The following is a 21143-nucleotide window of genomic DNA, read 5'->3' as shown; positions in this document are numbered from 1 at the left end:
CCCAGTGCCGAACACGCACACGGCAGCGGACATCGCCACGCCCGCCGCGCCGGTGGGTAGCAGGATCAGCAGTGCAGCGGCCGATCCCGGCAGTCCTGCGGCTGCCGCGGAAGCCGGGTAGGTGAGAGGCGGTTGAGCACCAGGCCCAACGCGGACAGCTGGTCCGTCGGTTGCTCCGTTCTAGGAGCTGGAGGGGAATTATGGCTCGGTGATCGCATCCCCGCATGGCGCCAGGATGGTCTGCGCAGCTACTTGGAACGGCGATCCCTAATTTCTCCATTCCCCGACGACCGAAATTGGTATTTGCGACTAACGGCCCCGATTGACGAGTGTTCGCTTCGGCGCGTGCTCGGCGGTTCAGTGGGTGCGGGAGCCGAGGTGATGGAGTGCGGCGTCGAGACAGCGGCGGAGGTCCCCGGCGTCCGGGGCCACGGCGGTGAGGAGGACGCCCGGGCCGGCGAGCGGGGTGATGACGCCGCGGACGGGCGCTGGGACGTCGTCGAGGATTCGCGTGTCGGGCGGATGGTCCCGGTATGAAGGGTCGACGATGAGGAGTTGGCCGACGGCACGGTTGCCGGCCAGGACGGCCGGGCCGTCCCAGCCGGGGACGCCGGGGCCGTAAGTGCTGTGCTGGTCCAGCAGGGTCCGTTCACCGAGGCGGACGGTGATGCGGCTGGCCAACCGTCCTGTCGGCTCGTGTGCGCGGCCGAGGATCTGCTGCTCGCTCAGGACGAGCCGGGCGGTGCCGGCGAGGTCGATGCGGATGCGCTGGCGCAGGTCGCTTCCGGCGGCGGAGATGACGGGCTCGGGCAGCCAGTGCAGTCGTGCGGAGTCCGCCACACGCAGGGTCACGTCGTGGGTGGCGTGTTCGGGCGCGGACCCGGGCAGTGCGACCGTGGCGGCGGCGGAGATGACGTGCAGGTCGGCGCCCGGCCCGACGACGGCCTCGATGCGCAGGCGGTCGCCGTTGTGCGGGGCGCTCATGGTGTTCAGGGTGCAGATACGCGCCTGGGAACCGCGCGGGCGGAGCCGGCGGAGCACGAATGGGCCGTCGCCGTGGAGCAGTGGCAGATCGGTGACTCCGTCCGTGGCCTCGGCTCTGATGCGGGCGGTGGCGTGCAACCTGAAGGGAGTGCGCGCGCCACCGACAGCGTGGGGCGCGCGGTGCAGGGGCGGCGCCGCGGTCATGCTCGGGCCGTGGCCTGCTCGGCGAGGCGGCGGCAGACCCAGTCCGCGATGGGGTCGATGCCGTGGTCGGCTCTGACGCTGGTGAGGACGACGGGCAGGGAGCCGCGGGCGGACTCGGCGTCGCGTTCCATGGCGTCGAGATCGGCGCCGACATGTGGAGCGAGGTCGGTCTTGTTGATGACGAGGAGGTCGGCGGTGGTGACGCCGGGGCCGCCCTTGCGGGGGATGTCGTCGCCGCCCGCGACGTCGATGAGGAAGATCTGGTGGTCGACCAGGCCCTTGGAGAAGGTGGCGGTGAGGTTGTCGCCGCCGGATTCGATCAGGATGAGGTCGAGGGAGCCGATTCGTTCCTGCAGGTCTTCGACGGCTTCGAGGTTGGCGGAGATGTCGTCGCGGATGGCGGTGTGCGGGCAGGCGCCGGTCTCCACGGCCGTGATCCGTTCGGGGGGCAGCACTGCCTGGCGCAGCAGGGCTTCGGCGTCTTCGCGGGTGTAGATGTCGTTGGTCACCACCGCGATGGACAGGGTGTCGCGCAGTCGCCTGCACAGGGCGGCGACGGTGGCGGTCTTGCCGGAGCCCACCGGACCGCCCAGGCCGATGCGCAGGGGGCGTGGACGGCCGTCGGAGCGGGACGCGGCGGGAGGGATGATGTCGCTGATGACCGGGTCGGTGTGGTGCAGGTGCATGGCGCCTTCCGGGGGTCGATGGTCAGCTGGCGAACAGGCGTACCGGCCAGGCCGCGTGCTCTTCGGCGGTGATGTCCAGCAGTGGCGCGGACGCGGCGGGCAGTGCGTCCACCCCGTCCACCAGTAGCCGTGCGGCATGGCCGGCGGCCTCGGCGGCGAGGTGTTCCATGTCCCTGCTGAGGCGGGCGGTGACGGCGGCGGCCTCGAAGGGGTCGAGGCCGAGCAGCCGTATCGCGGCGGTCACCGGGCCGCAAACACTGTCGTAGGCGGCGGCCTGGGCGGCGCTCTGCGGCACCAATCCGGCTGTGCGTGCGGCGAGGCCGAGCACGACAGGCTGGTGAGCACCCGCCGGGCGTGCCGCCGCCAGGTGATCGAGCTCGGAGCTGGGCCAGGTGGCGCGGACAGCGCGCATCAGCTGCCGGCCGAGCCTGCGCGCTGCCCGGCGCAGCGCCGGGGCGGGCGTGCGCGCGTCGGCGGCGTCGTCCAGGATCAGCGGGTCGTACCCGCTCGCCGCCGCGGCTGCCAGGGAGGCCGCGACCAGGCCGGTGGTGGCCAGCCGGCCACGGCAGAAGTCCTCCAGGGTCGCGGCGTCGCGGACGCGTCCCGCCGCGATGGCGGCCTCCGCCCCTCCGGAGTGCGCGTGCCCTCCGGAGGGGAAACGGCCGTCGGCGAGGATCAGCAGTGACACCGGACTCATCAGGGCTCCAGGGGTAGGGGCCGGTCAGAACAGGAAGTACCGCTGCGCCATGGGCAGGACGGTGCGGTAGTCCGGCGTGACGGCGTCCTCGCCGACCTCCACGTTGACGTCTCCCTTCCGGTCGTCCTGCTCATCGGTCCCCCCGCTGCCCTCGATGACCACGGTGAAGCTGTCGGCGTCGACCTCGATGCGCGGGAGGGCGTCGTTCTCGCGCATGTCGGCCTTGGTCAGGCCCCGGGTACTCGTGATCGTCTCGAAGGGCTTCCGGAGCCCGGACATGCCTCCGGCGAACCGTTCGGAGACGAAGTTGACCGAGTTCCCGCCCGGGGCGTGCCCGAGCGCGCCGAACATGCGGCGGGGAAGGATCGGCTGCGGAGTCGGAATGGCGGCATTGGCGTCGCCGACCTGCGCATAGGCGATCTGCCCGCCCTTGACGACCAGGTACGGCTTGACGCCGAAGAACGCTGGCTCCCACAGGACCAAGTCGGCGAGCTTGCCGGTCTCCACCGACCCGACCTTGTGGGCGATGCCCTGGGCGATGGCGGGATTGATGGTGTATTTGGCGACATACCGGCGCGCCCGCTGGTTGTCCGCGGGCCCGTCGCCGTCCAGCGAGCCGCGCTGCCGTTTCATCACGTGCGCGGTCTGCCAGGTCCGCAGGATCATCTCGCCGATGCGCCCCATCGCCTGGGCGTCGGAGGACATGATGGAAATGGCGCCCATGTCGTGCAGGACGTCCTCGGCCGCCATCGTGGACGGCCGGATCCGCGATTCGGCGAAGGCCAGGTCCTCTGTGACCTTCGGGTTGAGGTGATGGCAGACCATCACCATGTCCATGTGCTCGGTGATGGTGTTGACCGTCAGCGGCCGGGTGGGATTGGTGGACGCGGGCAGCACGTTGGGCCGGGACGCCATCTCGATCATGTCCGGGGCGTGGCCGCCGCCCGCTCCCTCCACGTGGAAGGCGTGGATGCAGCGATCGCCGATGGCCTTCAGGGTGCTCTCCAGGAAACCGGCCTCGTTGAGGGTGTCGGCGTGGATGGCCAGTTGCGCGCCGGACTCCTCGCACACCCGCAGACAGGCGTCGATGACGGCGGGGGTGGCGCCCCAGTCCTCGTGGACCTTGAACCCGATGACGCCCGCGCAGAGCTGGTGCTCCATGGACTCCCGGGACATCGTGGCGCCCTGGCCGAGCAGCCCGATGTTGACGGCGGAGCCGTCCAGCGCCTCCAGCAGCGAGGCGATGTGCCAGGAACCCGATGTGACGGTGGTGGCCTTACTGCCCTCGGCGGGACCCGTACCGCCGCCGATGAGCGTCGTCACACCCGAGCCGAGTGCCTCGTCGATCTGCTCGGGACAGATGAAATGGACGTGGGTGTCCACCCCGCCCGCGGTGAGGATCTTGCCGTTGCCGGCGACGACCTCGGTCTCCGGGCCGATCACGATGTCGGTGGCGACCGCGTGATCGACGTGACGCCGGTTCATGGTCTCCGGGTTGTAGGCCCTGCCCATGGCGACGATGTCACCGTCCCGTAGCGCGACGTCCGCCTTGACGACGCCCCAGTGGTCCAGGATCACCACCCCGGTGATGACCGTGTCCGGAGCGTTCTCGGCGCGCGGCACGCAGGACTGGCCCATCGACTCGCGGATCACCTTGCCGCCGCCGAACACCATCTCGTCACCGCTGTGGCCCGGGCCGCCCGCCCAGTCCTCGGTGATCTCGATCCACAGGTCGGTGTCGGCGAGCCGGATCCGGTCACCTGCGGTCGGTCCGTACAGGTCGGCGTACTCCGCGCGCTCGAGCCGGGGGCGGCACACCTCGGGCTCAGTCACGCAGCTCGCCTCCGACCATCCCGCGCAGCCCCATGACCTTCCGCTCCCCCTGCAGAGGAACCAGATCGACCTCGACGCGGCAGGCGGTCTCGAAGCGCCGCGACTTGCCCGCGGGTATGTTCAGGCGTTTGCCGTATGCGCACTCCCGGTCGGGCTCCGCGTCCGACGCCGGCACCGGCCGGATCTCCAGCGCCCGGTTCACCTCGTAGAAGTGGTAGTGGGAGCCGACCTGAACCGCGCGGTCCCCGATGTTGCGCACCTCGACCCGTGTCACCGGCAGCCCTTCGTTGACCTCCACCGGCTCGGTGGTGCCGGGGTGCTCGACCTGCCCGGGAGCCGTGACGTCGGGCCGCGCGGGGATGGGGTCGGTGATGGTCACCAGCTTGGTGCCGTCCGGGAAGGTCGCCTCCACCTGGATCGTCTCGAGCATCTCGGGGACGCCCTGCATCACCTCTCGGCGGGTGAGCACACCGCGCCCCGAGGCCATCAGTTCGCGGACGGTCCTGCCGTCCCTGGCGCCTTCGAGCACGTGAGCGGTCAGCAGCGCCACCACTTCGGGGTGGTTCAGCCGGAGCCCCCGGGCCCGGCGCTTGGCCGCGACATCGGCGGCCACATGGATCATCAAGCGTTCCTGCTCATGATGGGTCAGATGCACTTCTTCCTCCTCAGGCTCGGCCGAACTTCCCGCGGCCCGGCCGCGGGAACGGCACAGCACAGAGAGGGCAAGAAGATGACCGGTGCCCTCGGTGTTGCGCCGCCAGCTGCAACGCTCTTCGAAATTGAAGTGTTACTGAGAGTGACTGAACCTGTAAGGGTTTACTCGGCCACTCTGAACTCACCCTTCCGAGAGACAACGTTCGCTTCGGGCCTGCGCCGGCGAGGTGTCTGTTCCACCGAGGTTCCGGTTCCCTACCCTTTGGCCGGCTCCGAAGGCGGCCGGCGGTTCTCCTCGATCACCCGAAAGCAAGGCCGTACCCCGTCCCGAAGAACGTCTGCCCAGGTCATATGGCCTTTGGCGCTCATCGGGGATGCCACCCAGCGATGCCTCGGTTGAGCCAGCGTGCGTTGCAGAACGCCTCGAACTCGCTGAGGACTGAGCAGGTGCCGCCGGCCCCAGATCAGCATGCGGTCTGCGAGCTCGCAGCGGTGGGTCTGCGCCCGCCACTCCGTCACCGCGTTCATCCTCGGCATCCGCACTCCGGCGAGCAACCGCACCGCCACGCACGCCGCGGCGCGTCCGTTAACGCAGTCCGGACACGCGGTCGTGATGCGGGGCGATGCCCGGCGCGAGTTGCTGGGACTGCTGGACCACGGGGTCTGGGCAGAACGCTCCTGGGACTGGTGGTGACCGCCGGCGGCGGCGTGACCTCCGAGGACCTCTCGGAACTCACTAGAGAACCGGTGGGTGAGATCGAGAGGGTCATACATGCGGTCACCGGGAGGACGTTTACCGGTCGCGACCAACAAGCACCGATCCGGCACTTGCCCAACCGCCTGCGGGGGGAGTTGGCCGTGCCGGACCATGGGCCCGCGAGCGCGGCGCGTGTGTGGTCTGGGTGGCAGTGCTGTCGGCGGTGGTCGGCTACGCCCAGACCGACGGCCAGCGCATCGCCGCGCTCGCTCTGGTGGCCCTCACCGCTGGCGCTCCGGCCATCCGGGCTGGCCCGCTACTGTCGGTCGTCACTGGGCAGCGGCGTGCAGGTCCCTTACGTAGCAGTCGAAGCGTGTGCCGTCTTTGCCGTGCGTCGGCTTGCCGGGGGTGAACCCTGCCCTCCGCGCGACTGCGGCAGACGCGGAATTCTCCGGCTCCACCTTGATTACCGCTTCCACCCCGCCCTCACTCGCCGCGTACTGGGACGCCAACAGGACCGCGCGGGTAGCCAGGCCACGTCCCCGCCAGGACGAATAGAGGCCGTAGGCGACGTTCACCTGCCCGGGCGCCAGACCGTCTCCTGCGAACCGCAGGTCGATCGTGCCCGCGAGCACCTCGTCGGCGCACAACCGGATGCCGAACGCGCGGAGCGGCCCAGCGGTGTCCCACTGCTCCCGGCAGTGCCGGACGTACGCTTCGACGCCCTCCCGCGTGCCGGGCCCGCCGCTGAGCCAGCGAATGAGCAACTCGTCCTCCCCCGCGAGGTGCGCCTCCACATCGTCCAGGCGCAGGGGGGACAGAGTGATGATCCCGTCGGACAGCTTCACCTCATGCATCCGGTGATTCTTGACGCCAGAGCCGCGCCGCACCAACGGATTTCCGTGACGTCACGCTGCCTCATCGTGGACGGCGGTCGTCGGGAGCCGGTGGTCTGTCTTGTCCTAGTCCCGTAGCGGTGGTTCGCCGATGGGGGTGTTCTGTGCCGCGGCGAGCCACCATCGCCCGGCGCGTTCGACCAGGACGTACAGTGCCATCTCAGAGAATCCGCCGGTGTCGGCTGCCTGCCGGCGGATATGGGTCACCACCACACCGGGAGCGGGGGCCAGTGCGGTGACCACCTCGAACCGTGACGGTGGTGCGGCATTGGCAGTCATGAGCCGTCGGTGGATGGCGTTCAGTTCGGCGTATCCGGCCACGGTCGCTCCGTAGGGGCTGCCCCACAGCACGTCCGCCGCGAACGCGGAGTCGTAGAGGTCGGCGTCGCGGGTCTCGCCGGCCCGCTGCAATATGGCGGCGAAGTCGGCCGCCACTGTCAGCGCACTCACGGGCTGTTCGGTGTCGTTCAGGGCGGGTCGTGTCTTCATGGGTTCGTCCATCCGTTTCCGTCTGGGTTTGGTGCGGGAGCGGCGGGGAGCCAAGGAAGGGCCAGGTCAGCGGGGACGGTGAGCGTTTCCCGGGGAATGCTGCGGCTGGTTCGATCCCGTCCGGCTACCTGGCCGGAACGTGTGGGGTGAGGACTACCAGGGGCAGTTCGCGTGCCGATTCCTCTTGGTACTTGGCGTATTGGGGGAACACCTCGGTCACGATCCGCCACAGCGGTGGCCTTTCCTCGGCGGTGGCGGTGTGGGCGGTGGCGGTGAAGCGCTCCGGTCCGACCTGCGCCGACACCGTGGGGGTGTCGGTGAGGTTGAGATACCAGGCCGGGTGGCGGTCCGCGCCGCCGTTCGAGGCGACCAGCAGGTAGCGGTCCTGGTCTCGGCCGTAGATGAGCGCGGTGCGGCGCAGTCTGCCGGACCTACGTCCTCGCGTGGTGAGCAGCAGCGCCGGCCAGCCCCTGAAGAGGTGGCCTTGAGCGCCGTCGGTTTCGAGGTAGGCGCGAATGTGGTCGGCGACCCACGGCGTGGGGCTGTCGAGGATCTCGTCCTCGGGCGGTGTCATCGCCCGCTCCTTGCGCCGGCGCGGTGAGCGGTGGCCGTTCGCCAGAAGGCGCAAGTCAGAACGGCTCCGACGGCCACGTGGGTGTGGGCGGGCACCGCTTCGCTCTCGCCGGAGGCCCGCGCGCGTCGTGGACTCCCGAGGCCGGCGCACCCGCCCGTGCTCACTCGCGTCATCGCCACATCTCCTTTAGCTGCTTCATAGTTCAGTTTCTGAAGTTCCGCGCCGCCGAGCGTAGCACTTACTTCATGAGCTGAACAGTTCAGTGGCTTAAGCAGCGACTATGCTGGCCGCATGAGCCCCCATGCCGACTCCGATGCCGATACCGACGCGGACGCGGTTGTAGCCGAGCTGAGCGGCCTGGTCTTCGAGGTCACCGGGCGGCTGCGCGCGCAGTTCAACGCCGCCGCAGCGGAGCTCGGCCTTCCCCCGGCCCAGGCGCTCGTCCTGACCAACCTGTCCGGCCCCGCCCCGATGCGTCAGCTGGCCGACTGGCTGTCGTGCGAGCCGTCGAACGTCACCGGCATCGTCGACGGCCTGGAACGCCGGGGGCTGGTGACCCGCCAACCCGCCCCGGGCGACCGCCGCGTCAAGCACGTGGTGCTCACCGAAGCCGGCGAGCACAAACGCCGACAGTTGCGCTCTAGCGCCAACGCGCTGGCCCATACCTTCTTCGAACTACCCGGCTCCGACCGGCAGCACCTCCGTGACCTGCTGGCACGCGTCCTGGCCGGCCCCCCGGCGAGCACAGATACCGAATCCGGCTGAGATGCCGTACCGCTCAGAATCGCTTGGATATTCGCGTGGGAAATAGCGCAGGATCCAGTGGTTGCGTTGTGGGCATGCCGTTGAAATGACGGCGGCGACTCGGCTCTGCCGGATCGTGCGCGGGCGTGAGGGGAGCAGAGCGTGGCCGTCCGGTCGGGTCGGCACCCCTTCGGCGTTCAGAGTGTTGCTGATCGCGGCCAGGCTGGGTCCCCTCTGGCGCAGCTCGATGACGCGGGTCACCACCTCGGGCGGGCAAGCGGGCACTGCATCCCCGGTCTCAGTGTCATGGAGACAGCGGAGCGCACGAAGGACACAAGTGCGGCAAAGGCCGTGAGAGTGAGGGCGCAGGGAGCAGGAGGAGAACGTGCAGGGCGAACACCTCGTGTCTTCCTCCCTCGACGATCAGGGTGCTCAAGGCGTTGACCCTATATCGACACCGTCGGGCTGGAGCCGGGGGAGGCTTTCAGCGTAGTTCGACTTCGATGCCGTGTGCGGTGAGTATTTCCAGCAGGATGTCGAGGGTCACCGCCGGCGCATGCCGGTGGCGGTCGTAGCCGGCGACGAGGTGCCGGCGGGCCACCGCCGAGTGGTGCCAGACCAGTCGGAACGGAGTCGCGGCACCCCACCTCCCGCTCACGCAGTCGTCGAGGGCGTCCAGGTTCCAGCCGAAGTAGCCGCCTGGGCCGTTGATCGCCTCACCGATGGCGCAGTAGAAGCCCTCGATGTCGGTGACGAAGCGGCCGTCGAGGTGAAAGGCGGTTCCTGCCCGCTGGTCGGGGACGTCCCAGCGGTGATGAGCCAGTGCGACGCCCGCCCACTCGTGCCGCAGCGTCCGGTCATGGCGGGCCCACAGGTTGCGCTCGGTGGGCCGGCCGGTGAGCCACAGGTCCAGAATCCCGCGGGTCGCGGCCAGGTGGGGCTCACGTGCGTCGCAGGCGATGGTGACGTCGAGGACGCCGGGGTCGAGCGCGGACGGGACGCTCGACAGGACCGTGCCGGACACGGTGCCGCCGATCAGACGTACCGCCGAACCGTCGGCGGCGACGGCTCCTACGTCCGCCGACACTCGGCGGCGGCGCAGGCCGGCCTTCGTCGTCTGGTGCGCTGCGGCGATCGCGGTCAGCAGCGGCGGCTCGGGCCGGCAGCCGACCAGGGTGATGCGCGGTACCGGCGGCCCGGCGGGGTCACGGAACAGGCCGGTGATGTCGGCGCAGACACCGCACGGCGCGTCGTCCTCACCGCTCAGCACGAATCCGGTGACGTCGTCGGGACGGGCGACTCCGTCGGTACGGTCGTGCACATCGACCAGGCCCTCCAGGTCGATGTCGAGGTGGTGCGGGGAGGTCCGCGACGGCCGGTGGCCGAGGACGGTCACGTCCAGCAACCGCTCGCCGATCCAGCCGCGCCGTGCCGCAGCGTCATCGGGCCTGGCCGACAGCCAGAGATCGCCCAGCGGCGCCCGTTCCGGCCCTGCGGTGTCGGACACCAGGGAGGCGAGCGCGCCGTCCGGCACGCAGTCCAGCAGGGTGAAGCGTTCCCGCGGCCGGGGCGGCAGATCGACGAACAACCCGTCGATGTCGGCGCACAATGCCAGGGCGTCATCTACGGGGAATTGCGGTGTGCCGGTGTGTCCGACGAGCAGCCAGCGCGGCGGGAAGCGCCGGTCCCATGTCCACCGCCGCTGCCATGGATCGCCGGCTCGGCCCAGGCGGTCGGTCATGCCCCGACCGTACCGGTGACCAGGAACCGCTGAGTGTTGGGCGCACCCCGCGCGGCAGGGCAAGGTGTGCGTCTGGAGAGGGATGGTGGGGTCGGGGATCGGAGACTCCAGGCCGCTCTGCTGCGCCGGGCCGCGCGGGACCAGAGGCTCCGCGCATCGACCCTGCGGACCTTCCTCTCCCCCCTTAAGGCCCTGCGCTTCGCCTGGGTCGACGGCGGCTCGACCGCGTCGTCCGGCGGCGGGAGTGGCCCGTAACCGCGCTGGTCGGGAGGGACGCGGCCCACGCCGCCTGGCTGCTCGCCCAGCACGCCGACTGGCGCAGCGCCGTTTCCTGCGGGCCATGCGGGAGGCGGTGGAGCGCGGCGACGCCGACCCCCACGGACCTCGCCTACTTGGAGGACCGCGTTCGGGTCAATGCCGGCCGGGCCCAGCGGTACGGCACCCGGTACGGCATGACCTCGTCAGGGTTCGGCTCGCGGCCGATCGAGGATCCGGACGGCCTGCACGACCGCCGTGCCCAGGTCGGCCTGCCGCCCGTGGCCGAGGACGAGGCGGAAATGCGCCGCCGCTTCGACGAAGAGCCGTGAACGCCCTTTACAGCGCCGATCGCGTCGGGGCGACGGCTTCGACGCGGCGTGGAGTCAGCTCTTGCGGCCGATGCCGCCATAGAGCCATTTACCGACATCCTTGGCCGGTTTGTCTGTTTCGTCGTCTTCGGGGTTCCAGGTGTCGATGGTGACCAGGCCCGGATCGACGAGTTCGAAACCGTCGAAGAACAGTCCGATGTCCGCCTTGCCGCGAAAGAAGATGGGTGTCGGGGTGGCCGCATAGGCCGCCTCGATCTGCTCGACGGCCGCCGGGGCGTGCCCTTCCGTCGTCACGTGCGTCGCGGCGAGATGGCTGCCCGGCGCCAGGGCCTCGTGCAGCGGCCCCATGACGCCCTCGCGCTCCTGCAGGGTGAGGAAGTGGGTCATGGCGATCATCAGAACGCCGACCGGAGCGGAGAAGTCGATCAGACCGGTCGTCGCGGCGTGCTGGAGGACGTCGGCGGGGCTGCGCATGTCGGCCTGCGCGACGGTGGTGAACTCGTTGGTCGCGAGCAGTGCGCGCCCGTGCACCAGCACGATCGGATCGCTGTCGACGTAGACGACGCGGGCGTCCGGGACGATCTCCTGCGCCACCTCGTGGGTGTTGCCGACGGTCGGCAGCCCGGAGCCGATGTCGAGGAACTGGCGGATTCCCCGGCGCACCATGTACCGCACGGAACGGCGAAGGAAGGAGCGGTTCTCCAGGGCCAGCTCGCCGATTTCCGGCATGGCCTGCGCGACCCGGTCCGCGGCGTCCCGGTCGACCTGGAAGTTGTCCTTGCCGTGCAGGTAGTAGTCGTACATGCGGGCGACGCTCGGCCGAGTGGTGTCGATTTCCGGCGATGGACCGTCCTCGGGCACGAATGGCCTCCGCTCAAGATCAAACTATTGTCCGTGTAGCTTAGCCATGCCGCGGCGGGGGGCCAACTCCGCCGAGAAGGCGGCAATGCCATCCGAGGCGGTCCGGGGCCACCCCGCGCCTACGCGGGGTGGCCCCGGACCGCCCTCGGCCGTGAGGTCCTCGGCGGCTTCCAGCAGGGATCTACTGCTGCTCGTCGCCGCCGTCGGCGAACAGTTCGCTGCCGGTGACGAAGCTGCTCTGGTCGGAGGCGAGGAACAGCACCGCGTTGGCGACTTCCTCCGGCCGTCCCGGGCGGCCGAGCGGCAGGGCATCGCCCAACTGGCGGACGAGGTCATCGGCCGCGGCCTCGTCGGGGGCCAGGCCGCGCAGCCCCTCGGTCTCGATCGGGCCCGGCACGATCGTGTTCACCCGGACGCCCCGGTCGGCCAGTTCCACGGCCCACGTACGGGCGAACGACCGGATCGCGGCCTTGCTCGCGGCGTAGACGCCGAACGCCGCCGTGCCGCTGGTGGCCGCGGTCGAGCCGGCCAGGATGACCGACGCTCCCGGGTTGAGCAGCGGAAGCGACTTCTGCACGGTGAACAGCGTGCCGCGCACGTTGATCGAGAAGGTCTCGTCGAAGTGCTCGGGGGTGACGTCGGGCAGCGGCGCGAACGATCCGCCCCCGGCGTTGGCGAACAGCACGTCGAGACCGCGCCCGTGCCGGCCGATCTGCGCGAAGATCTCCTCGAGGTCGTCGGCGCGGGACACGTCCCCGCGCACGCCCCGGCCGTTGGCGCCCAGCGTCTCGACCGTCGCATCGAGTTCGGCCTGGCGGCGTCCGGTGACGAAGACGAACGCGCCCTCGTCGGCGAACCGCCGCGCCGTCGCCCGGCCGATTCCCGACGTGCCACCGGTGACCAGGGCGACCTTGTTGTCCAGCTGACCCATGATTGATGCTCCTATCGAATGTCTCAGGACCGCGCGGACAGCAGGACCTTGGTCCGCAGCCCGCCGGTCTCCAGCTCTCGGTGGATCCGTGCGGCGTCGGCCAGCGGCGCGACGGTCTGGGACCGCAGCGTGAGCCCTCCCGCGGCCAGCGCCGCCATGACGTCGCGCAGCCGCCGGCCGATGCGGGGGCCGTCCGGTCCGGACAGCCGGACGCCGAAGTCGGCGGCGTGCGGGTCGGACAGGGTGACCACCCGGTCGGGTCCGCCGGCCAGCTCGACCGCGGCACCGAGCACGCCGGCGCCGGACGCGTCGATGACCGCGTCCACCGGCCCCGCGGCCGCCCGGACGTTCGCCGCCAGTGCGGGACCGTAGGCGACCGGGGTGGCGCCCGCCTTCTCCAGGAGGGCGAAGTCATCGGGGCGGACCGCGGCCAGCACCCGCGCACCGCGGGCGACCGCGAGCCGGGCGGCGATCAGCCCGACCGACCCCGCCGCCCCGGCGACCAGCACCGTCTCGCCGGAGGCGACGCCGACCTCGTCGACCACGCGCGCCGCCGCCTCCCCCGAGGCCGGTAGCGCCGCGGCGTCCTGCATACCGACCCGCTCCGGCACTCGCACCCAGTAACGGGCCAGGACCTGCACGGCGTAGCCGCCGAGCCCGGGCAAGAAGACCGCGACCGGGTCGCCCACCCGCACGTCGTCCACCGACGGGCCGACCGCGTCGACCGTGCCGGCCGCCTCGAAACCGAGGACCGACCCCGGACGCGCGCCGAACGCGCCCTTCAGCCGACCCGACCGGATCGCCAGATCGGTCGGGCCCACCCCGGCGAACGCGACGTTCACCCGAATCTGCCCCGGCCCCGGTGACCCGACCTCGACTTCCCCCGGGACCAGCGCCTCCGGGGCTCCGTAGTCACGGAGCACGACCGCCTTCGTCTTGACCGTCTCCATCTGCCGCCCTCTCTCAGTTACATGATGTGTCACGCTTTCCCTAACGTGATGTGTCACGTAAATAGTCCCGGCCCGCCTCCGCGCACCTGGTTGGCTAGCCTGAGCACGTCGCCGGTGATCTCGCAGAGGGGGCAGGCCGCATGGCGAAGGCGGAGGACCGGCGGGCCCGCGCGGACGAGACGGCACCCCGCGAGGCCGGCGGGCTGACCGCCGAGCAGGAAGCGACCTGGTTCGCCTACATGCGGGTGGCGCTGCGGCTCAACTACGAGATCAACCGCGAACTGCAGGTCGACGGCGACCTCTCCCACCAGGACTTCCACGTCCTCAACGCACTGGCCGACTCCCCGGGCCGGCGGCTGCAGCTCAGCGACCTGGCGGTCCGGATCGGCTGGGAGCGCAGCCGGGTCTCCCACCAGGTGCTGCGCATGGAGGCACGCGGGCTGGTCGAACGCCGCCGGTCGAGGGACGACGCCCGGGCGACCGACGCCGCGCTGACCTCGCTGGGCGCGGCGGCGCTGCGCCGGGCCACCCCCGGGCATGCCGCCCTGGTGAAGAGGATGTTCTTCGACGGGCTCGACCCCGACCTGCTGGCGCCGCTACACACCGCCCTCGACCAGATCCACGAGCAGATCCTCGCCGAGGGCACGCTCCCGCGCCCCTCCGGCCGCCAGGCGCGCTGGACCAGCACCGCCGAGGACTGACCCCTCTCCCCTGCCCGGTGTCGACGGCACACGCCCGGCTGGTTGGCGGGTGGCGCTCGTCAGGCCGTGTCGTCCAGTGCCCGCCGGCGGGTGTCCCGAGGGGTTTCGCCGAAGCGGCGGCGGTACGCGGCGCTGAAGGCGCTGGACGAGGGGAAGCCCGTCGCGTGTCCGATGTCGGTGATCGGCACGTGCCGGTGGCGCTGGTCGCGCAGCCGTTCGCGGGCGAGCCGGAGCCGTTCCTCGCGGATCAGCTCGCGCGGGGTGGTGCCGGCCTGTTGCAGCGCGAGCTGGACCTGGCGCAGTGACCAGCCGATGCCGCGCGCCACCGACGAGCCGTTGAGATCCGGATCCGCGATGTTCCGGCGCACGTACCGGCGGATGTCCGCCTCCACGTCCGCGAGGCGTCCGGCGGCGGGGGGCTGTTCGGCGCCCTCGATGAGCAGGCGGAGCAGCTCGGTGATGCGGTCGCAGGCGGCGTCGAACTGCGCGGCGGTGAGCTCGTCGCGCTCGTCCCGCAGGAGCCCGATCATGGTGCCCACGATCCGGCCGAGACCTTTGGACACGTCGAAAAAGCAGGCGGCCGGATACGGGCCGGGCACCTCGCGGGCGGGGATCGTCAGCAGGGCGGCACGGTGCGGGCCGGACTGGGTGAACCGGCACGGCTGGGCGATCGACAGCAGGGCGCCCGTGCCGGGCCGCACCGTCGCCTCGCTCCTGTCCGTGACCAGGCCCGTCACGCCGTACAGCGGGATCAGGAGACGGTAGTTCTCGTCGGGTTCGCGGCGGACCAGATCCGGCGTCCGCAGGTAGTGCGTCTCGGTCGACCAGTAGGAGACGAGCTGGTAGTCCCCGCTGTACTGGCGGATCATCCTGCCGTGGAAGTCCCCCGGAGAGGGGCACTGGATGTCGAGAGCGGACTGGTAGGCGTTGGTCCGCTCTCTCCACAGCTCAACGCGCTCGTGGGGGGCGTAGTCATCGGTCGCCGTGGCGGTGACGCTGTAGCTCAAGACGGTCTCCCCGCAGGCACACACGCTCACAACTGCTCGTCCTGCCGCCTAGCATGCACAGAATTCGGCTATGCGCATCCACGCGTGCCTCGACGGCAATCGCCAGCGTACGCTCGCACGACCGATCGGCAAGTGCGCTCGCCGTTGCATACGGCGGCAACTTCCGTGCGCAGCGCGGCAAGCCCCCGCCCGCGGCCCCTCCTATCTTCGGTGAACGCGTGCTCCCATGGAGTGCCCCCATCCGTGTGGTGAGCTGAGACCTGACATGCCTGGACGGGACCATCCCCGGGAGTTTCTATGTGTGCTGCGCATCTGGTGAGGTTGCGGGCGGGGTGGGCGGTCCGTGGTAAGCCGCCGGGTAGTTATGACGAGTACCGGGTGACGGGGTGTGGGGGGCCGGACTTCTCGGCGGGTGACTATGCGCACATCCTGCGGCATTTCGCGCTCGGGACGCCGTCGCCGGGGCGGTCGGGGCCGGCGGCGTTGCCGTGGGTGACGATCAGCGAGGTCCGCGGCGGCGATGACGGGACCCGTATCGGTGTGGCGTTGGAGGACTGGACGGGCGAGGCCGATGGTGCGGGGCGTCCGATCGCCGAGACCCGCTACCTGTGCGTGCCGTATGAGGCGCTGCGTGCGGTGCCGGTGTCCTATACGGGTTTGTATGAGGCGTTGGCGGGGTTGACGCCGCCGTTCCCGGCCGAGGGGGTGGAGTTGGGGGTGGCGGCGCTGGATCCGGCGGTCCCGGCGCGGGCGTTGCAGCGGTTCGGGGTGCAGCGGGTCGCCGCCGCCGCGTCCCTGCTGATCGACGGGCCGGTCACCATCACCGCCGCACCTGACCTGTCGGCTGTGGATCGGCTGGCGTTCCTGGACACCGTCGCGGCGCTGCTGCCGTACGGGTGGCGGACCCGGTTCAGCGCCGCGACCTGGGACCAGAGCGGCAACCGCAACGTGTCGCTGGCGTTCGCCCGGCAGGTCCGTGACCGGACCACCGAGCTGGACTGGCGCACACCGCGGCTGCCCGAACGCGACACCCCGGGCCGCGCCTACGCCGAGATGCTCGCGGACCTGTTCGGGGATCGGGGACGCTCGCACGCCGAGGTCATCGGGCATCTGGCGCAGGCCACCGCGCCGCTCGCCGACACCGACCCCGCCACCGTGGTGCGGGTGCTGGGCGGGCTGGACTGGCCCGCCACCGTCCTGCAGGCCGTCGAACGCGGAACCCACGACCCCGCCGACGTCCGCGACCTGCTCGCCACCGGACGACACCGCGAACTCGGCGACGCAGGCGCCCGCAAAATCCTCACCGCACTGATCCGCGAACACGCACCCGAAGACGTCCCGCTCCTGCACGAACGCTGGGCCGACCTCGGGCAGGCCGATGACCTGCTCGCCTCCCTGCTCGGCCCAGCGGATCGCGGCGAGGACGAGAACGCCGGCGCCGAGACCGCGGCGCTGGTCGTCCTCGACATGATCGACCTGGACGCCGTCGCCTCCGGCGGGCCGCAGTGGCCCGCGACGCTCGGCGCGCTCGCCGCGAACCCCCGCGCGGTGTGCGCCTTGATGACCGAACTCGCGTTCGGGCCGCCGGACCGGCTCGTCGCCTGGTACGGGATGCTCGCCCACCGCCTCCCGGAGTCCCTGCTCGGCCCCTTCGGCGACGTGCTGTTCGACCCGCTGCGCCCCGTCGCACCGGACCGCCTGGCGGCGCTGGCCGGGCACGGCACCGGCTGCGTGGCCGACCTGCTCGCCCTCGGGTCCGGCACCGGGCGGCTCGGCTATGTCCTGCCGGGCCTCGCCGGCTGGCTGACGGCCCTCGACCGCGTCCCCGACGAGGGGCCGCTGAAGGCCCGGCTGACGCAGGTGAAGTCCCCCGCTCCCCGCGAGCGCGGCGTGCTGGACGGGCTGCTGCTGTGGCTGGGCGCCCCGCCGCATCACATCACCGGGGTCACCGGCGAGGGGCACGAGCCCTACTGGGACGGCTTCCGGTCGATATGGACGTGCCCCATGCCCGCCGGCCACGCCGACCGGCGCCCGGAGACGCTGGCGTCCTGGGCGCGGGCGGGCGGCTGGGCCGGGGCCGCCGGCGGCGTCGACGCCGTCCTGATGCTCGCCCGCGCGCTGTCCGCCGAGTTCCCCGGCGAAGGGCGCCTGGTGGAGGGCGCGTTGCTCACCGCCCGCACGCGCGTGCGCGGCCTCGACCGCGCCGCCCTGTACCGGGGCCCGTGGGGCGGAGATGCCGCCGACGCCGCCCGGAACTCGCGAAGGAGTCGTTCATGATGGTCGTGACCAGCGTGTCTTTCGATGCCGCGCCCGGCCGCGCCGGTCGGCGAGACGTGCGGGGCCTGGACCGGGTCCGGCCGGAACGCCGCGTCCACCGTCGCCGCGCTCGGATCCCGGCCGCAGGTGGCCGACATCACAGCCGGAATTCCGGCGAACCGGGGAAGCGGATCGCCGCCAGCGGACAATAACCGGTTGGGGGACTCCGCACCGGCCCGCCTGTGACGAGGCGGGCTCGAGACGAGCGCTTGGTCGCCGCCGTCGCCTCCTTCGGCGAGACGGCTCCGGCGAACGGGCGCGGTGGCCGTACCAGTGAAAACCAGTGCCGCTCCACCGGCCTTTTGCATCGTTCCATTATGCGGCCTCGATGATTTGCAACGGCCCGCACCGCCACTCCGATTCAAGCCCGCCGCATCCCACCATTCCACCAGCCACTCGAACCGTTTTCCTTCTCCCCACACGGTGACCGCATGACCTTCCCGACCGCCCACCGCCGCCGACCATCCTCGAACCGCACCGTCGACGCCCTCCGCCCCGCGGCTCCCCGCGGCACGACCGCCCTGCCGCCGCCGCGCTCCGACGAGACTCCGCATGTCCACCGCGCCGCCGGGGCGGCCGGCCTGAGGGCCTCAGGCACCGCATGGCGCGGCGGCCCGGTCTGAGAAGGCGGCGCACCGCGTGCCGCCCGCACCACCGATCGTCTCATGGAGTGAGACGACCGCCCATCATGTGGAACCGACCTGTTGCAGCGCCGGGCAGTGAGCGGACGGTCGTCTGTAGCGACGCATCAGAAAGCCTCGTCCGACCTCGACTCGATCACTGCAGCGAAGACGGCCAGCAACGTTCCTGGATGCCATGCTCAACTCAGCCACCACTCCAAAGCGCTCTCAGGCGTACGTCTGTTCGCCCGCACGAATGGATCGACGAATGAAGGAGCAGGATTTTGATCGGGAATAGGCGTGCCGGCAGGTCGTCTGCGCACCCCGGCGGACGCCTCTTTTCCGGAGTTGAGGGAATGGCCGCGCGGGCCCGCCCGGCGCCCGCGGCCGCCGGCGCCGCCGCTTCCCGCCGCCGGGCTCGGGACGCGTCCCCCGGGACGAGGGCGGCATGAGGCTCTCCCGGCTGGCCTCCGGCCGAACCGCGGTCTGGTTCTCCCGGCCGCCCTCGGCGACCACGTCCCTCGTGGCCTTCATGGCCCCCCTGGGCTACTGCCTCGTCCCGTACTGGCTGGTGGCACCGGCGGGCGCCGCGGCCGTCCTGCTCGGCGAGGCCGTGCTGCTGCGCACGAGGCGGTGGAGGATCGCGCTGGACGCGATCGAGACCCTGCTCACGCTGGCCGTCACCGGCCTGGTGACGGCGCGCCCCGCGGGGCTGCCCAGCCGGACGCCGAGCGTGACGCAGATGGTCCTGCTCCTGGTGGCCGCACTGCTGATCGTCGCGATCATGAGGCGGTCCGTGCACGCTCCGCTGATCGCGGAGGACCTGATGGAGGCGGCGTGCACCGCCGGTTTCGCCTTCCTCGTCCTCAGGGCCGTGCGGACCGGGGACGTCGCCTGGGCGGTCCTCGCCGTGTTCCCGGCCGCCGTCTACTATTTCGACACCCGTGTCCTGAGGACCCGGGAGACGGCGCTCAGCACGGCCGAGCGGCTGCTGCAGTTGCCCTACGTCATGGCCCACCGGCATGCGGAGGCGGCGGACCTGGCCTCCTTCGTGGGCGATCTACGCAAGATCACGAGATCCGGGGTGCTCTGGCTGCACACCTCCCTCCCCGCAGGGGACATATGGATCAAAGCCTCCGCCGAGGGCATCACCCGCTACCACCGGCGGCCGGAGGAGCTGGCCTGGCTCGAACGGCTCCCGCCGCGGCCGCAGCCGTACCTCGTCGACGAGGACGCCCTGCCCGACGGATGGCGCGCCGGCGTGCACTTCCCGCTGGAGGCCCCCGGGGGGCGCGTCGCCGGCTACCTGCTCATGGGGTGGACGCGGCTCACCGGCCTGTACCTGAGCTTCTGGGTGCTGTCCGGGGTCCTGGGCGGAGCGATCAGGGGGACGGCCCGGGCGCTCGGCGCCTACTGGGCCAACACCTGGGCGGCCCACGAGCTCGAGGTCGAGCGGGCCCGGCTCAGCGCGGCCATCGACCATTCGGACGTCGCGATCCTCGTGCTCGGCGCCTCCGGCCGGGTCGAGGTGTGGAACTCCGCGATGGCGGCGCTGACGAGCATCCCGGCGGACGAGGCGCTCGGCCGCCGGAGCGAGGACCTCTTCAGCCTGGTCTGCTCCAACGGAGCCCCGATCGAGCTCACCGACGGGCTGACCGGAACGCCGCGGCTGAACACCCGGGACGGGCGCCATCTGTGGGTGGAGGTCTCGTGCTCGGCCGCTTCCGGCCCCGGAGCGTCCGAGCTGCTCACGGCCGTGTTCGTGGACAAGTCGGCGAGGCAGCAGCTCGACCAGATGCGGCACCTGCTGCTGGCCTCGGTGCACCACGAGCTGCACGGCCCGCTCACCACGATCCGCGGGCACGCGCAGCTGCTGGAGACCGCCGTCGAGAACCAGGAGGACACCGAGTCGATCGGCGCGATCCTCGACTCGGTGGAGGTGATGCAGCACGTCATCGCCGACCTGATGCTCGTCATCGACGGCGACCCCTCCGCCTGGCCCGTCGCGGTCGAGGAGGACATCGAGATCTCGAGCCTGCTGCGGCGGTCGCTGCAGAGCGCGCCCTCCGTGGCCTCCCGCACGGTGGTCTGCACGCCGTCGCGGATCACCGTGCGCGGCGATCCCGTCCGGCTGCGGCAGTGCCTGGTGCTCGTCCTCCGCAACGCGGAGAAGTACGCTCCGGAGGGCAAGCTGACGGTGGAGACGCGGCGGGAGGCGGGACACGGGGTGCTCACGGTCTGCGACGAGGGGCCCGGCATCCCCGCCGGGGAGCTCCTCGCAGCGCTCAAGCCCTACTACCGGTCGCCCTCCACGCAGGACCTTCCGGGCTCGGGGCTCGGCCTCCACATCGCCGACCTCCTCATGACCTCGATGCGCGGGCGGATCGACCTGGGCGACGCGCCGTCGGGCGGGCTCAAGGTCGAACTCCGGCTTCCCCTTGCGCCGACCGACCAAGATCAGGACGATGAACCGCAGACCGGCTCTACGGAGTGAGACGGGCGCCGCCGTGAAGGTGAGCGTCGACCGATGCCAGATCGGCGAGCACGCCGCGCAACTCGGCGAGATCGAAGGGCTTGGCGAGGACGCGGGTCAGCGCGCCGTCGTCCAGATGAAGTGAGGAGCGAGCAGCCGCGGTGAGGACGAGAACCGGAAGGCCGACGGTGGGGGCGTGTTCCCGAAGCCGGGTCAGGACCTCGGCACCGTCCATGTCGGGAAGCATCCGGTCGAGGATCAGCAGGTCCGGGGGGCGGTCCCGGTCCATGAGCAGGCGCCAGCCATCCTTTCCCGTCCCCGCGAGAACCGGTTCGTGACCGTCGCGTTTCACGATCGTACGGAGCAACTGCCCGACCCCGGAGTCCTCAATGATGAGCACCCGCACACCTTGCCTCCGTTCGATTTCCGAGATGGCCGCGAGTGAGCGTATCAGCGCGGTCACGCAGTGCTCGGACGGAAATGAGTCAGGCGGGACGG

At 71.1% G+C, this 21143-nt stretch carries 20 protein-coding genes; 6 read left to right on the top strand and 14 right to left on the bottom strand.

What is annotated here, in order from left to right:
• Positions 1 to 357 precede the first annotated feature (357 nt).
• The 5 genes from J4557_RS36795 to J4557_RS36775 are packed head-to-tail and all read right to left on the bottom strand — an operon-like array spanning position 358 to position 5119.
• A complete protein-coding gene (locus J4557_RS36795; protein ID WP_344408524.1) occupies positions 358 to 1188 on the bottom strand; it encodes an urease accessory protein UreD in 831 nt (276 codons plus the stop codon).
• A complete protein-coding gene (ureG, locus tag J4557_RS36790; RefSeq protein WP_208271420.1) occupies positions 1185 to 1874 on the bottom strand; it encodes an urease accessory protein UreG in 690 nt (229 codons plus the stop codon). Before ureG ends, J4557_RS36795 begins: the two co-directional genes overlap by 4 nt.
• Before the next feature lie 22 nt (positions 1875 to 1896).
• Positions 1897 to 2571 carry an urease accessory protein UreF gene (locus tag J4557_RS36785; protein ID WP_243776931.1) on the bottom strand — a complete coding sequence of 225 codons (675 nt, stop codon included), beginning with the start codon at positions 2569 to 2571 and terminating at the stop codon, positions 1897 to 1899.
• Between the two features lie 24 nt (positions 2572 to 2595).
• Positions 2596 to 4404, bottom strand: a complete 1809-nt coding sequence (locus tag J4557_RS36780; RefSeq protein WP_307800414.1) for an urease subunit alpha — start codon at positions 4402 to 4404, stop codon at positions 2596 to 2598.
• Positions 4397 to 5119, bottom strand: coding sequence for an urease subunit gamma (locus J4557_RS36775; protein ID WP_208271419.1), 723 nt, complete (start codon positions 5117 to 5119; stop codon positions 4397 to 4399). Before J4557_RS36775 ends, J4557_RS36780 begins: the two co-directional genes overlap by 8 nt.
• Before the next feature lie 408 nt (positions 5120 to 5527).
• On the opposite strand from J4557_RS36775, the gene J4557_RS36770 reads away from it, so the two are divergent.
• Positions 5528 to 5752, top strand: coding sequence for a hypothetical protein (locus J4557_RS36770; RefSeq protein ID WP_208271418.1), 225 nt, complete (start codon positions 5528 to 5530; stop codon positions 5750 to 5752).
• Between the two features lie 332 nt (positions 5753 to 6084).
• Here the strand turns inward: J4557_RS36770 and J4557_RS36765 are convergent, their stop codons facing one another.
• The 3 genes from J4557_RS36765 to J4557_RS36755 form a co-directional block, all read right to left on the bottom strand.
• Positions 6085 to 6612, bottom strand: a complete 528-nt coding sequence (locus J4557_RS36765) for a GNAT family N-acetyltransferase (RefSeq protein ID WP_208271417.1) — start codon at positions 6610 to 6612, stop codon at positions 6085 to 6087.
• A gap of 105 nt (positions 6613 to 6717) precedes the next feature.
• Positions 6718 to 7140, bottom strand: a complete 423-nt coding sequence (locus J4557_RS36760; RefSeq protein WP_208271416.1) for a hypothetical protein — start codon at positions 7138 to 7140, stop codon at positions 6718 to 6720.
• Positions 7141 to 7264: 124 nt separating this feature from the next.
• Positions 7265 to 7714 (bottom strand): nitroreductase/quinone reductase family protein, encoded by a 450-nt coding sequence (locus J4557_RS36755; protein ID WP_208271415.1) that lies wholly within the window; start codon positions 7712 to 7714, stop codon positions 7265 to 7267.
• Between the two features lie 291 nt (positions 7715 to 8005).
• Between J4557_RS36755 and J4557_RS36750 the strand changes: the two genes are divergently transcribed.
• Entirely contained in the window at positions 8006 to 8479 is a 474-nt protein-coding gene (locus J4557_RS36750; protein ID WP_208271414.1) for a MarR family winged helix-turn-helix transcriptional regulator, read from the top strand.
• Between the two features lie 463 nt (positions 8480 to 8942).
• Here the strand turns inward: J4557_RS36750 and J4557_RS36745 are convergent, their stop codons facing one another.
• On the bottom strand, positions 8943 to 10199 hold the full coding sequence (locus J4557_RS36745; RefSeq protein ID WP_208271413.1) for a barstar family protein: 1257 nt from the start codon (positions 10197 to 10199) through the stop codon (positions 8943 to 8945).
• Positions 10200 to 10402: 203 nt separating this feature from the next.
• On the opposite strand from J4557_RS36745, the gene J4557_RS51890 reads away from it, so the two are divergent.
• Positions 10403 to 10786, top strand: coding sequence for a DUF6624 domain-containing protein (locus tag J4557_RS51890; RefSeq protein ID WP_307800420.1), 384 nt, complete (start codon positions 10403 to 10405; stop codon positions 10784 to 10786).
• Positions 10787 to 10840: 54 nt separating this feature from the next.
• Here the strand turns inward: J4557_RS51890 and J4557_RS36735 are convergent, their stop codons facing one another.
• From J4557_RS36735 to J4557_RS36725, 3 genes are all read right to left on the bottom strand, one after another.
• On the bottom strand, positions 10841 to 11647 hold the full coding sequence (locus J4557_RS36735) for an SAM-dependent methyltransferase (RefSeq protein WP_307800413.1): 807 nt from the start codon (positions 11645 to 11647) through the stop codon (positions 10841 to 10843).
• Between the two features lie 181 nt (positions 11648 to 11828).
• Positions 11829 to 12578 carry an SDR family NAD(P)-dependent oxidoreductase gene (locus J4557_RS36730; protein WP_208271410.1) on the bottom strand — a complete coding sequence of 250 codons (750 nt, stop codon included), beginning with the start codon at positions 12576 to 12578 and terminating at the stop codon, positions 11829 to 11831.
• Between the two features lie 23 nt (positions 12579 to 12601).
• A complete protein-coding gene (locus tag J4557_RS36725; RefSeq protein WP_208271409.1) occupies positions 12602 to 13528 on the bottom strand; it encodes an NADP-dependent oxidoreductase in 927 nt (308 codons plus the stop codon).
• A 140-nt stretch (positions 13529 to 13668) separates the two neighbouring features.
• Here J4557_RS36725 and J4557_RS36720 point away from each other — a divergent pair, with 140 nt between their 5' ends.
• Complete coding sequence (locus J4557_RS36720) at positions 13669 to 14229, top strand: MarR family winged helix-turn-helix transcriptional regulator (RefSeq protein ID WP_208271408.1); 561 nt, start codon at positions 13669 to 13671, stop codon at positions 14227 to 14229.
• A gap of 59 nt (positions 14230 to 14288) precedes the next feature.
• On the opposite strand, the gene J4557_RS36715 is transcribed toward J4557_RS36720, so the two are convergent.
• Complete coding sequence (locus J4557_RS36715) at positions 14289 to 15236, bottom strand: helix-turn-helix domain-containing protein (RefSeq protein WP_208271407.1); 948 nt, start codon at positions 15234 to 15236, stop codon at positions 14289 to 14291.
• Positions 15237 to 15614: 378 nt separating this feature from the next.
• On the opposite strand from J4557_RS36715, the gene J4557_RS36710 reads away from it, so the two are divergent.
• Both J4557_RS36710 and J4557_RS36705 read left to right on the top strand, forming a co-directional pair.
• Positions 15615 to 17513: a hypothetical protein gene (locus J4557_RS36710; protein WP_208271406.1), complete on the top strand. Its 1899-nt coding sequence runs from the start codon at positions 15615 to 15617 to the stop codon at positions 17511 to 17513.
• Between the two features lie 1107 nt (positions 17514 to 18620).
• Positions 18621 to 20666, top strand: coding sequence for an ATP-binding protein (locus tag J4557_RS36705; RefSeq protein ID WP_208271405.1), 2046 nt, complete (start codon positions 18621 to 18623; stop codon positions 20664 to 20666).
• Here the strand turns inward: J4557_RS36705 and J4557_RS36700 are convergent.
• Entirely contained in the window at positions 20656 to 21108 is a 453-nt protein-coding gene (locus J4557_RS36700) for a response regulator (protein WP_307800412.1), read from the bottom strand. The genes J4557_RS36705 and J4557_RS36700 overlap by 11 nt on opposite strands.
• Positions 21109 to 21143: the final 35 nt, after the last annotated feature.

The organism is Actinomadura nitritigenes (assembly GCF_017573545.1).
In the GTDB taxonomy this organism is placed as follows: Bacteria; Actinomycetota; Actinomycetes; order Streptosporangiales; family Streptosporangiaceae; genus Spirillospora; species Spirillospora nitritigenes.
This window is presented reverse-complemented; position numbering and strand designations above follow the sequence as displayed.